The organism is Buchnera aphidicola (Chaetogeoica yunlongensis) (genome assembly GCA_039829965.1).
GTDB lineage: Bacteria > Pseudomonadota > Gammaproteobacteria > Enterobacterales > Enterobacteriaceae > Buchnera_B > Buchnera_B aphidicola_BA.
Genome location: CP139909.1, coordinates 525,710 through 538,676, shown reverse-complemented (window position 1 = coordinate 538,676; position 12,967 = coordinate 525,710). Strand labels below are relative to the sequence as shown.

The following is a 12,967-nucleotide window of genomic DNA, read 5'->3' as shown; positions in this document are numbered from 1 at the left end:
TTGCATTTAAATTTATGTGTTTCTAAGAAATGTGTTATATAAAAATGTTAAATAACATTTTTATTTTGTTTTAAATAAAAAATTTTTCATATATGTTTCTAGTATTTGTCGATCATTTATATTAAGCATATTTAATTTTTTTTCGTTAATGATAATTGTTTGTTGTAATATCCATTTTTCCCATGCTTTTTTAGAAATTTCATGGTAAATTTTTTTTCCTAATTTTCCAGGATAAGGTGGAAATTCTAATTTTGTTTTGTATTTTTGAAAATACGAACAAAAAATTTTTTTTTTCATATAGTTATCAAAAGTTTCTTATTTTATTTTAAATTATAGGTATATTTTATTAAGTATTTTTATGATAGGTTTTGGTAATCCAATATTTTGTGGTTTTTCGAGATCATACCACAGTTTATTATTTTTTGAGATGATTGAATGATGATTGATTTTTATCCATATAGGAATAATATATAATTTCAGATTTGATAATGCATGTTGAAAATTTTTTAGTGCGAGTGTTTGATTTATTTTAATATCGTGTTTTTTTATCCATAGAGAAACTTTATTTTGGCATGAAAATTTAGGAAAACAAAATAGATTTTTCCATATTTTAGAATCATTTTGTTTTTCTAAAAAAATACGTGTGTGGTATTGTACTATTAAAAACCAAGTCTTTTTTGTTGTTATAGAGATAATTTTTTTTTTATGATAAATAGTTAGTAATTGTTTATTTTTAAAAGATTCACATGTGTTATATAATGGGCAGATATTGCATTTAGGGTTGGATTTTTTACAGATAAGAGATCCTACATCCATACATGCTTGATTAAATTTAGCTGTGTTGTGTATGGGAGTTAGAGATTGTATTTTTTTCCATAATAACTTTTCTAATTTTTTGTCGTTTATATTTATACCATAGTATCGAATTAAAACTCTTTTTATATTTCCATCTAATATACAAGAGTATAAATTAAATCCAAACGATAGGATTGCTCCTGCTGTTGATTTTCCAATGCCAGGAAGTTTTATAATATCATTAAAGTTATTGGGGAGTTTGTTACAAAATTTTTCTTTAAGAATTTTTGATGTTTTATAAATATTTTTAGCTCTTGCATAATATCCTAATCCACTCCAAATATTTAGGATGGTATCTAGAGAAGTTTCTGATAAAATTTTGGTATTTGGTAATAATTTTATAAAGTTTTTATAATATGGAATCACAGTATTTACTTGTGTTTGTTGTAACATAATTTCTGAAATCCATACTTTATATGGATTTTTTTTTATTTGCCATGGTAAATTTTTTCTGCCATGAAAATGAAACCAATTTAAAATTTTTTGAAAAAATTTTAATGACGTCATAATGTTTTTTTAAATTTTAGTATAATTTTATGATATAGTATTTAATTCTAAAAATTAGAAAATTTTAAAATATATTGGTAATAGATTTATATTATAAAGAATTTTTTCAATAGTTTATAATTATATCTAAATATAATATGATTATACATTCAGTTAGAAGTTATGTATCTAGAAGTAGAAAAAGATTAACACAAAATCAATCTGATTTTTTGGACTCGGTTTTTCCTAAATACGGAATAAACTTTAATTATTCATATTTGGATTTTTATTCTATTTTTAAAAATTCAAATCCATTAATATTAGAAATTGGTTTTGGTTCGGGTGATTCTTTGATTGATATGGCTTTAAAAAATCCCTGTATTAATTTTATAGGAATTGAATTATATATTCATGGTATTATATCATGTTTACGAAATATAGAAAAATACAATTTAAAAAATATAAGAATTATTTTTTATAATGCAATGGATGTGATGTTATTTATGATTCCAAATAATAGTTTATTTGAAGTTCAGTGTTTTTTTCCTGATCCTTGGCCAAAAAAACGTCATCATAAAAGAAGAATAGTTCAAAATAAATTATTAAAAATAGTATTAAAGAAATTGATATTTCAAGGATGTCTTCATATAGTTACAGATGTTCAAGATTATGCTAAAAGTATTTTGAATGAAATAAAAAATTTTACGGAATACATTAATTTATCTAAAACAGGTGATTTTATTGTTAGACCTAATTCTCGTATTATCACTAGATTTGAAAATAGAGGAATTATTTTAGGAAATAAAATTTTTGATTTAAAATTTAGATCAGAATGTTAAAAAATATTTTTAAATTTACAAAATTTTTAGCAAACATTTATAAAAATTTTATTTCATCTAAAATGTTTTAAATAATTATAAAGTATTTATTTTATAAATATTTCTAATAGTGAATCTAAAAAATTATGGCCTTTTTTTGTTATTATCCAAAAATTTTTTGTTTCTATTAAGTAATTTTTAGATTTTGCTTGTTTAATTTCATATTGTATGTATTTTTCAGATAAATTAGTGAATTTTTTAAAATTTATTTTTCTTATAGGATAATATAATTGAGTATTATTTATAAAAAATTCTAGTGGAAGTTCTTTTTTAGATACAATTTTTTTTTATAAATATAATTACCTTTTGTAAAAATTTTGAAGTTTTTTTGTTTAATAGTCCTAATTATTTTGTTTCCGTTGTTATGTGTGACTTTTCCATGGGCATTACAACCTATTCCTATATAGTCTCCAAATTTCCAATAATTTATATTATGTTTACATTTATAATTTATTTTCGAATATGATGATATTGCATATCTTTGATATCCTGATTTTTTCAGCATAGAATTTCCTTTTTTAAATATTTTGTATATTATATTTTCATTGGGTAATTTAGGTGGGTTTTGATATAACTTGGTTTGTGGTTCAGTGGAAAACTCACTCCAAGAGATATGTGTTGGTTTTAAAAAAATTGCCATTTTTAAGTCTAATAACGCTTCTTTTAATGTTTGTTTAGGAAATCCATATGTGATATCTAGATTTACATTTTTTAATTTTTTTATATTGGTTTGATTAATAGTGTTTAAAATTTTTTTAGAAGTGTATGATTTATCTAATAAACGTAAGTGTTTATTATTAAATGTATTTATTTTTATAGAAAATCTATTTATTCCGGATTTTTTATAATTTAACATTTTTTTTATATTTAATTTATCAATATTGCATTCTATAGTTATTTCTGTATTTTTAGAAACAGATGTAATTTTTTTTATATGTTTTAACAAGTATTTTATTGAATTGTGATTAAGTATATTAGGTATTTCTCCTCCAATGAAAATAGTGTTAATTTTTCTATTTGGAATGATTATTGTTTCTTGTTTGAGATCTTCTAACAGGTGATGAATATATTTTTTTTCGTGTTTATTGTTATATTTGGATAAGTCTATATTAGTAAATTTATATTTTTTTATATACCATGGAATATCGATATACAGACTAATTGGTGATATAGTTCTATCGTATAGAATAATTTTTTTCATATATTATTTGAATTTATTGTTTCATATTTTTTTTTAGTTATGTCATGCTATTATTGGTTAAATATTTTATGTGTTATAGGTAAAATAATTTATTAAATGATTTTTTTTAATTTTTATTATTAAAATTTTATTTTTATGGTGATAAAAATTTCATATTAATTTTGAATTTAAATTTGAATGTTTTTAGTTAATAATTGATTTATATAAAATTTTTTGTATTTTTACATATTTTTATAAAAAGATTGTTTTTATATATAAAAAGAATATTTTGCAGAAAAATAGTTTATTTTTTTTAAACTTTTATGAGTAACAATTAATGTGTATTAATATTAATATTATATATATAATATGAGTGATTTAAAATATCAATTTTTAAAAAGTAATTTAATCTTTACATAAAATAATTTATATTAATGTTATTTGTTTGATATAAAAATTTAATATAGTTAGTGATTGCTATATAGATTAAAATATTTTTCTATAATTAAATTTTTCAGTACGGTACAGTAATATTTGATTTTAAATGTATATTTTGTCTAATTAATTAGTAGTTTTAATAATTTAATCTAGGTTTTTGTTATTAGTGTTAATTTTAATTACAAAAAATTATCTATATTATATATATTTTATTAATTTTTTTATTAATGTAAGTAATTATTTATGAAACAAAAGTACAAAATAGCAATTTTACCTGGAGATGGAATTGGGCCAGAGATTATAAGAGAAGGATATAAGATTTTAAGAATATTGAAGTCTAAATTGTCATTAGATATTGAAACTAAAGAATTTGATATTGGAGGGGTTGCAATAGATAAACAGGGTATTGCGTTACCTAAAGCCACATTAAATGGTTGTAGAGCTTCTAATGCTATTCTTTTTGGAGCTGTAGGAGGTCCTAAATGGATGAATTTACCATCTCATTTGCAACCAGAAAGATCAGCTTTATTACCTTTAAGGAAATATTTTAATTTATTTGCTAATTTAAGATTAGCAAAAGTATATTTTGGATTAGAACAATTATCTCCTTTAAGGAGTAGTATTATTAGTAAAGGATGTGACATTTTATGTGTTCGTGAATTAATTGGAGGTATATATTTTGGTTATTCTGATACATGCAGTGACAGACAAGGTAATAAATTTGCTTTTGATACTGAAATGTATTCTGAAGTTGAAATAAAAAAAATAGCACATATAGCTTTTTCTTTAGCTTTGAAGCGTAGATTTCATGTTACTTCTATTGATAAATCGAATGTTTTAGAAAGTTCTACACTTTGGAGAAAAACTGTTAGCAAGGTATCTAAAGAGTATCCTAAAGTAGTTTTATCACATTTATATATTGATAATGCTGCTATGCAAATTATAAAAGATCCTAGTCAATTTGATGTATTATTATGTTCTAATTTATTTGGTGATATATTATCTGATGAATGTGCTGCAGTTACTGGATCTATAGGGTTGTTACCATCTGCTAGTTTAAATAGTAGTAATTTTGGTTTGTATGAACCAGCTGGAGGATCAGCACCAGATATTCAAGACAAAAATATTGCTAATCCTATAGCACAAATTCTTTCAATTTCTATGATGATGCGATATAGTTTTAAATTGGATTATGTAGCTGATTTAATTGATTTATCTGTAACAGAAGCATTAAATTTAGGTTATCGTACTCGAGATATTTCGGAAACAAATGAGTTTGTTAGTACCAGTAAAATGGGTGATATTATTTCTGAAATATTAGTAGATAGAATATATAAAAATGAAAAAAACATTATATCAAAAATTATATGATTCTCATATTGTGTATAAAGATGATAGTCAATTGCCAATAATATATATTGATTTACATTTAATACATGAAGTTACGTCTCCACAAGCATTTTCTTCTTTGTTTTCAAAAAACAGAAAAGTTCGAAGACCTGAAAAAACTTTTGCAACAATGGATCATAATGTTTCAACTGTTGATAGAAATATTCATGGTTCAGGATTTTTAGCTGAATTACAAATGAAAGAGTTAATAAAAAATTGTAAGAAATCAAATATTAAATTATTTGATTTAAGTAATCCTAATCAAGGTATTGTACATGTTATCGGGCCTGAATTAGGTCTTACTTTACCGGGTATGACTATTGTATGTGGTGATTCACACACTTCAACTCATGGTGCTTTTGGAGCATTAGCATTTGGAATTGGAACTTCAGAGGTGGAACACGTTTTAGCAACACAGACGTTGAAACAAAGTTGTTTAAAAAATATGCGTATAATAGTGAGTGGTATTTTGCGTAATCAAATTACAGCGAAAGATATAGCATTATTTATAATAAAAAAATTAGGTGTTTCTGGTGGTTCTGGGTATATTATAGAATTTTCTGGTAATGTTATTTCTCAATTAAGTATGGAGAGTAGGATGACATTATGTAATATGTCTATTGAGATGGGAGCTAAATCTGGAATTATTGCTCCAGATGAAATAACTTTTTCTTATTTAAAAAATAGAAGGTATTCTCCTCGAGGAACAAATTGGAGTTTATCTATAAATTATTGGAAAAAATTAAAGTCTGATCCAGGTGTAATATTTGATAAAGAATTCAATATAGATGTATCATCTTTATCACCTCAAATAACTTGGGGAACAAATCCTAGTCAAGTGGTTTCTATTGATGAACCTATTCCTGAATTAGAATCTTATTCTGATCCTATAGAAAAAAATTCTGCTAAAAATGCATTAATATATATGGATTTAAAATCTGGAATGTATTTGACTGATGTGTTTATACAGAAAGTTTTTATTGGTTCGTGTACTAATTCTAGAATAGAAGATTTGCGAGAAGCAGCGAAGATAATTAAAAATAAAAAAATATGTAGTTCAGTACATGCTATTGTAGTGCCTGGATCTGAATTAGTTAGATTGCAAGCTGAGAATGAAGGATTAGATAGAATTTTTAAAGAATCTGGATTTGAATGGCGTTATTCTGGATGTTCCATGTGTTTAGCTATGAATAATGATCGTTTAAAATATAAAGAGCGTTGTGCTTCTACGAGTAATAGAAATTTTGAGGGACGTCAAGGAAAAGGCGGTAGAACGCATTTAGTGAGTCCTGTTATGGCTGCTGCAGCTGCATTGTTTGGTCGTTTTGTTGATATTAGAAATTTATAAGTTTGAAATTAGTGTATAGAGGTAATAAAATTGATGTCAAAATTTGTAAATCATTCTGGTATTGTAGTTCCTTTAGATAAATCTAATGTTGATACAGATGTAATTATTCCTAAACAATTTTTAAAAAAAATTACTAAAAATGGGTTTGGTAAGTATTTATTTAATGATTGGAGATATATTGATGATAAGAGCACTATTCTAAATAAAAAATTTATTTTAAATAGTAATATTTATAAAGATGGAACAATTTTATTGTCTCGTGAAAATTTTGGATGTGGATCTTCAAGAGAGCACGCAGTATGGTCATTAGTTGATTATGGTTTTAAGGTAGTTATTGCTATTAGTTTTTCTGATATATTTTATAATAATAGTTTAAAAAATGGATTATTACCTATTTCTTTATCTAAAGATAAGATAAATATTTTGTTTGAAATAATTTATAAAAACGTTGGAATTATAATGTATGTTGATTTAATAAATAGTAAAATATTAATAAATAACGAAAAATATGATTTTATTATTGATAATTTTTGTAAATATTGTTTAATGAATGGATTAGATGATATAGATTTAACTTTACAATATTGTTCTAAAATATCTAGTTACGAAAATAATATTCCTAATTTTTTAAAATAATTTATAAAAATTAGTGTTTATGAAATCTTTATTAGTATTTTTTTTAAATATTTTAGAATTTTTGATTTTTTTTAAATATTATGTTAAATGATATTTAGATTTATGTTTGTAATTAATTGAAAGATTTTATTTTATAAAAGATAAAATTCTATATTATTTATTATTTTACATGAAAATTTTTTTTGTTGTTATTAAGTTGTAGTATTTTAAGTTATGAAGGTATGAATGCCTAAAAAATTTTATAATACAAATATATATAATTTTTAGTGTTTAATTTTAAAATGATTTTTTAAAAAAAAGGTTATTTAAAATATTTAGTAAAAAAACAGGTATATTTTATTATAAAATATATTTTATGGAAAATTAAATGACTCAAAAATTAATAATTTTCGATACAACATTAAGAGATGGTGAGCAATCTCTTAGAGCTAGTTTAAGTGTTAAAGAAAAGTTAAAAATTTCTTATGCGTTAGAAAAATTAGGTGTAGACGTGATTGAAGCGGGATTTCCAATTTCTTCTCCTGGAGATTTTAAGTCGGTTCAAGTAATTTCGTCTGAAATTAAAGATTCTAAAATTTGTAGTTTAGCTAGATGTATGGCTAACGATATAGATGTGGCTGCTAGAGCTATGAAACCGGCAAAATTTTTTAGAATTCATATATTTTTAGGTACATCTTCTTTACACATAAAATCAAAATTAAGAAAAACTTTTGATCAAATTATAGAGATGATTACGTTTGCTGTAAAAAGAGCTCAAAAATATACTGATGATATTGAATTTTCTTGTGAAGACGCTGGAAGAACTTCTATAGATAATTTGTGTCGTGTTGTAGAATTAGTTATAAAAATGGGAGTAAAGACTGTTAATATTCCTGATACAGTTGGTTATACTATTCCAAGTGAATTTAGTAATATAATCACTACTCTTTTTCATAAAATTCCTAATATTGATCAAGCAATAATATCTGTTCATTGTCATAATGATTTAGGTATGGCGGTAGCTAATTCTATTTCTGCTATTCAATCAGGTGCAAGACAAATTGAAGGTACAATTATTGGAATAGGAGAACGAGCGGGTAATGCTGCATTAGAAGAAATATTAATGGCTATTAAAGTTAGAAAAAGTATTTTAAATTTTCATACAAATATAAAATATAATAGAATTTATAGTACTAGTAAGTTAATAAGTTCTATTTGTAATATACCTATTCCTGCGAATAAAGCAATAGTGGGTAGCAATGCTTTTTTACATTCATCAGGTATTCATCAAGATGGAGTGCTAAAAAATAGAGAAAACTATGAAATTATAAAACCAGAAACTATCGGTTTAAAATCGTTACCATTAAATTTGACCTCTAGATCTGGTCGTGCAGCTTTAAGGCATCATATAAAAATTATGGGTTATGAGGATAGTGATTATAATATAGACACTTTATATTTGGATTTTTTAAGAATAGCAGATAAAAAAGGAAATGTATGTGATTATGAATTAGAAAAATTGATTTTTTTACATAAAGTTAAAAAGAATTAATATTTTAGAATTTTGTTATTTATGAGTATTAATATTTAGATTCAAGTTTGTAATTTTTATACTAATATGATATTTTGGTATATAAATACTTTAATAAAATTATATAAATAATTCTTTTTATGTGAATAAATTTTTATTGACGTTTATAAAATAAATTTTAAATATTAATATTTAATATTAAGATGTTATAATTTAGGTTATTATTATATGAATATAAAATTCATGAAATTTTTATATTCATATATTTTATAGAGTTTTCTAAAGTATTATTTGTAGACAAATTAAGATAAAACTTTATCATGAGAATATGACAACCAACTTTCTAATATTATTACTGCCGCCATAGAATCTACTCTGTTTTTGGTTAGAGACTTATATCCATATTTTTCAAATAATATACTTTTTGCTTCTACAGTGCTCAATCTTTCGTCATGTAATAAAACTGGAATATTAAATATTTTTTTTAATGTTTGTGAGAACATTTCTGATTTTTTAGTGATTGTTTGTTTTGTTCCATTTATATTAAGTGGATTTCCTACCACAACAATGTTTGGTTGCCATTCATTGAATATTTTTTTAAATTGTTCTTGATTATTTTTAGTTTTTATTGAAGGGAGAGAATGTGCGGTATTAGTATATGTTTGTCCAACAGCAACACCGATATTTTTAGTTCCGAAATCAAAAGCTATTATAATCATATAGTTTTTTTTATGCATGTCCTATTTCAGATGTTAATTGTGACATATTAATTCCTATATTTTTTGCGGATCGAATCCATCTTTCAGAAAATGGTGTTTCAAATATTATTTTTATATCAGCAGGTGTAGTTAACCATATGTTGTTAGCGATTTCATATTCTAATTGATTTTTGTGCCATAAACAATATCCTAATGCTAGTAATATTTTTTGTGGAACATTTAAATTAGCTATATGTTCTAAAACATCTCTTGAAGTAGTGATACTTATGTCTTGAGATATAGTAGTGCTAGAAGTAAATTTTTTTTTAAAAGATGTATGTAAGATAAATCCTCTATCTTCTAATACAGGGCCTCCTATAATTACAGGATAGTTATGTTTTTGAGATATTTTAGAAGATGTGTGAATATTAATTTTTAATTGATATAAAACTTTTTTTATGGTTAAATTTTCAATTTTTTTGTTAATTATTATACCCATAGCTCCACGATTATCATGTTTAAACATATAAATTACAGAATGTTTGAAAAGTGGATGTTTTAATCCAGGCATAGCGATTAAAAAATGATTTTGAAAATTAATTTTCATTATTAACGCCTTTATTTATAAGTTCTAATACAAATTTTAATTGTAGTTTTATTATTTAAGTAATTATATGTGTTTTTTTTATATTAATAATTCTATTTTATATACTTTTATGAGGTTTTGTTTAATTTATTTTCTAGATTATCGAAAAATATTTTACAAATAGATATTTTAGTAAAAGATTCTATTTCTTGTATACAAGTAGGGCTGGTAATATTAATTTCTGTTAGTTTATCACCTATGATATCAATTCCTGAAAAAAATATTCTATTTTCTTTTAAAATAGGTGCAATAGATAGTGCTATTTTCCAATCGTGTGTGGATAATTTTTGTACTTTACCGTAACCTCCTGCTGATAAATTTCCTCTATTTTCGAATTTTTTAGGTATTCTTGCTAAACACCATGGAAAGGGTTTCCCATTAATGATTAATATTCTTTTATCTCCTTTTTCAATATCGGAAATATAGGTTTGTGCTATACAAAATTTAGTGTTGTTTTTAGTTAGTGTTTCAATTATGACTGTAGTATTTGGATCGTTATTTTTGATTCTAAAAATAGACATTCCCCCCATTCCATGTAATGGTTTTAATATAATATCTTTATGTGTTTTTATAAAATTATATATTTTCATGGAATTACTAGTCATTAGAGTATGTGGAATATATTTTGGAAATAAAAGTGTGAATAATTTTTCGTTAAAATTTCTAAGACTACTCGGTTGATTAATAATATAACATCCATGTTTTTCAGCTTTTTCTAGAATATATGTGCAGTATATGTATTCTCTGTTTATAGGGGGATCTTTTCTCATTAAAATAACATGTAAGTCTGATAATAAAATATCTTTTGTATTTTTTAGTTCAAACCATTTTTTTTCATTTTTTTTTAGTTTTAATAATTTTGTTTTGGAATAAGGTTGATCATTATCTAGATATAAATCTTGTAGTTCCATATAATAAATTTTATAATTTCTATTTTGTGCTTCTAATAACATGGAGAAACTGGAATCTTTTTTAGTATTTATAGAACTAATTGGATCCATGATAATACCTAGGTTTATTTTCATATGTTTATTTAAATTGTAAAGAATTTAGATGTAGGTGTTTATGATAATAAATTTTATCATAAATGACTTATTTAAAATTTTATTATTAGTTATCATATTTTACGAATTATGAATTCATATTTAATTTTAGTTGAAAAAGTATATATGATTGGTTCAGTTTATTGGTATTTATGATTAATTTTAATTACATATATTTTTTTGTCAACTGGATTTACAGGGAACAGTTTTGAAAATTAAACGTGTTTTTTTTATTTGAAATTTTACTTTTTTATAAAAATTATGTTTTATATAGATTATATACGTTAGTTTTGATATATAAGTATTTTCAATGTTAATAGAAAAATAATATACACATTATTATAAAATTTATTCTTTAAAATATTTTGATTCAGCATAGTTATCAAATCTTGACCATTGTCCATTAAATGTTAGTTTTATAGTTCCTATTGGCCCATTTCTTTGTTTTCCTATTATTATTTCAGCAATTCCTTTTAAATCTGTATTTTCGTGATAAAGTTCGTCTCTATATATAAATAAAATTAAGTCAGCATCTTGTTCTAAAGAGCCAGATTCACGCAGATCTGAATTTATAGGTCTTTTGTCTCCTCTTTGTTCTAATGATCTATTTAATTGTGATAATGCAATAATTGGTATTTTTAATTCTTTTGCTAGTGCTTTTAGCATTCTAGAAATTTCTGCTATTTCTAATGTTCTATTTCCTATTAATGATGGTATTTTTATGAGTTGTAAGTAATCAATCATAATTAAACTCAATCCATTATTTTCTCGATATATTCTACGTGAGCGTGATCTTACTTCAGTTACTGTTAAGGTTGAAGAATCATCTATGTATATATTTTTCTTTTTTAATAAAATATTAATTGTACTAGAAATTCTTGACCAATCTTCATCATTTAACTGACCTGTTTTAATTTTTTTTTGATTTACTCTCGATAATGATGATAGCATTCTCATTATTATTTGTTCTCCAGACATTTCTAAACTAAAAATTAAAACAGGTTTTTTATATGTCATGGCGATATTTTCGCAAATATTCATGGCAAAAGTTGTTTTTCCCATGGATGGTCTTGCGGCAATTATGATTAAATCAGATGGTTGTAAACCTGATGTTTTTTTGTTTAAATCTTGATATCCTGTATTTATTCCTGTAATTTCTTTATGTGGTTCATGGAATAATTTTTCAATTTTAGTCAGAGTAATATCTAATAGTTCTTCAATATTTTTTGGTCCTAGATCTTGTTTTAATTGTTTTGCTGAAATATTGAATATTTTTGATTCAGCCAAGTTTAAGAGTTCTTGACTAGTTTTTCCGTTAGGATAATAACTAGCTTGAATAATTTTATTAGCAGCGTTAATTATTTTTCTTATAATAAAACGTTCTTTTATTATTTCTGCATAAGTTGTGATGTTTAAAGTACTAGGAACTTCTTTTGATAATTCTGCTAAATAAGCAAATCCTCCTACTTTTTCAAGCTCTTTTTTTTGTTCTAGAGATTCAGATAATGTAATGAGATCAATAGGATATCCTTGATTAGAAAGGTTTTTCATTTCTTTAAAAATTATTTGATGTGATGTATTAAAAAAATATTCTTCGGAAATTTTTTCAGATATGTTATCTAATTTTGTGTTATCTAACATTAATCCTCCAAGTATTGATTGTTCTGCTTCTAGAGATTTTGGAAGCTTAATCAATTTGTTAATGTGATTATGTAATAATTTTTTTTCTGACATTTTAATTTAATACCGAAATTTTATTATATGTGATAGTGTATTTAAACGTTTTGAATGAATATATTAAGTATGTTATTTTTTAGATAGCTACTTTATTCATGAGTTGAATTTTTTTTAAATATAAAT

At 23.4% G+C, this 12,967-nt stretch carries 11 protein-coding genes and 1 pseudogene; 5 read left to right on the top strand and 7 right to left on the bottom strand.

All coding sequences use genetic code 11. The annotated features are described in order from the left end of the window. Positions 1–60 precede the first annotated feature (60 nt). Together UAR70_02470 and mutY are read right to left on the bottom strand one after the other, a co-directional pair. On the bottom strand, positions 61–297 hold the full coding sequence (locus UAR70_02470; protein XBC39711.1) for an oxidative damage protection protein: 237 nt from the start codon (positions 295–297) through the stop codon (positions 61–63). 33 nt (positions 298–330) lie between these two features. Next, positions 331–1,362, bottom strand: coding sequence for an A/G-specific adenine glycosylase (mutY, locus tag UAR70_02465; protein XBC39710.1), 1,032 nt, complete (start codon positions 1,360–1,362; stop codon positions 331–333). 137 nt (positions 1,363–1,499) lie between these two features. Between mutY and trmB the strand changes: the two genes are divergently transcribed. Then, a complete protein-coding gene (gene trmB / locus UAR70_02460; GenBank protein ID XBC39709.1) occupies positions 1,500–2,180 on the top strand; it encodes a tRNA (guanosine(46)-N7)-methyltransferase TrmB in 681 nt (226 codons plus the stop codon). A gap of 292 nt (positions 2,181–2,472) precedes the next feature. Here trmB and hemW read toward each other — a convergent pair whose 3' ends face one another. Beyond that, entirely contained in the window at positions 2,473–3,420 is a 948-nt protein-coding gene (gene hemW / locus UAR70_02455; GenBank protein ID XBC39708.1) for a radical SAM family heme chaperone HemW, read from the bottom strand. 660 nt (positions 3,421–4,080) lie between these two features. Here hemW and leuB point away from each other — a divergent pair. The 4 genes and pseudogenes from leuB to leuA all read left to right on the top strand — a co-directional run bounded on the left by leuB (position 4,081) and on the right by leuA (position 8,735). Continuing rightward, positions 4,081–5,208, top strand: a complete 1,128-nt coding sequence (gene leuB / locus UAR70_02450) for a 3-isopropylmalate dehydrogenase (protein XBC39707.1) — start codon at positions 4,081–4,083, stop codon at positions 5,206–5,208. Then, positions 5,177–6,574: a 3-isopropylmalate dehydratase large subunit gene (gene leuC / locus UAR70_02445; protein XBC39706.1), complete on the top strand. Its 1,398-nt coding sequence runs from the start codon at positions 5,177–5,179 to the stop codon at positions 6,572–6,574. The genes leuB and leuC overlap by 32 nt, the downstream gene beginning before the upstream one ends. Positions 6,575–6,607: 33 nt before the next feature. Beyond that, on the top strand, positions 6,608–7,210 hold the full coding sequence (gene leuD / locus UAR70_02440; protein XBC39705.1) for a 3-isopropylmalate dehydratase small subunit: 603 nt from the start codon (positions 6,608–6,610) through the stop codon (positions 7,208–7,210). 367 nt (positions 7,211–7,577) lie between these two features. Beyond that, positions 7,578–8,735: pseudogene (gene leuA / locus UAR70_02435) on the top strand (2-isopropylmalate synthase). A 287-nt stretch (positions 8,736–9,022) separates the two neighbouring features. On the opposite strand, the gene ruvX reads toward leuA, so the two are convergent. The 4 genes from ruvX to dnaB form a co-directional block, all read right to left on the bottom strand. Further along, positions 9,023–9,439, bottom strand: coding sequence for a Holliday junction resolvase RuvX (ruvX, locus tag UAR70_02430; protein XBC40001.1), 417 nt, complete (start codon positions 9,437–9,439; stop codon positions 9,023–9,025). 10 nt (positions 9,440–9,449) lie between these two features. After that, complete coding sequence (locus UAR70_02425) at positions 9,450–10,019, bottom strand: YqgE/AlgH family protein (GenBank protein ID XBC40000.1); 570 nt, start codon at positions 10,017–10,019, stop codon at positions 9,450–9,452. A 113-nt stretch (positions 10,020–10,132) separates the two neighbouring features. Next, positions 10,133–11,089, bottom strand: coding sequence for a glutathione synthase (gshB, locus tag UAR70_02420; protein XBC39704.1), 957 nt, complete (start codon positions 11,087–11,089; stop codon positions 10,133–10,135). 366 nt (positions 11,090–11,455) lie between these two features. Beyond that, positions 11,456–12,841 (bottom strand): replicative DNA helicase, encoded by a 1,386-nt coding sequence (gene dnaB, locus UAR70_02415; GenBank protein ID XBC39703.1) that lies wholly within the window; start codon positions 12,839–12,841, stop codon positions 11,456–11,458. Positions 12,842–12,967: the final 126 nt, after the last annotated feature.

Excerpts from the sequence above, each read along its gene's own strand:
- dnaB (XBC39703.1), bottom strand. The coding sequence starts at position 12,841 with ATGTCAGAAAAAAAATTATTACATAATCACATTAACAAATTGATTAAG.
- trmB (XBC39709.1), top strand. The coding sequence starts at position 1,500 with ATGATTATACATTCAGTTAGAAGTTATGTATCTAGAAGTAGAAAAAGA.
- leuC (XBC39706.1), top strand. The coding sequence starts at position 5,177 with ATGAAAAAAACATTATATCAAAAATTATATGATTCTCATATTGTGTAT.
- leuD (XBC39705.1), top strand. The coding sequence starts at position 6,608 with ATGTCAAAATTTGTAAATCATTCTGGTATTGTAGTTCCTTTAGATAAA.
- ruvX (XBC40001.1), bottom strand. The coding sequence starts at position 9,439 with ATGATTATAATAGCTTTTGATTTCGGAACTAAAAATATCGGTGTTGCT.
- UAR70_02470 (XBC39711.1), bottom strand. The coding sequence starts at position 297 with ATGAAAAAAAAAATTTTTTGTTCGTATTTTCAAAAATACAAAACAAAA.
- hemW (XBC39708.1), bottom strand. The coding sequence starts at position 3,420 with ATGAAAAAAATTATTCTATACGATAGAACTATATCACCAATTAGTCTG.
- mutY (XBC39710.1), bottom strand. The coding sequence starts at position 1,362 with ATGACGTCATTAAAATTTTTTCAAAAAATTTTAAATTGGTTTCATTTT.
- leuB (XBC39707.1), top strand. The coding sequence starts at position 4,081 with ATGAAACAAAAGTACAAAATAGCAATTTTACCTGGAGATGGAATTGGG.
- gshB (XBC39704.1), bottom strand. The coding sequence starts at position 11,089 with ATGAAAATAAACCTAGGTATTATCATGGATCCAATTAGTTCTATAAAT.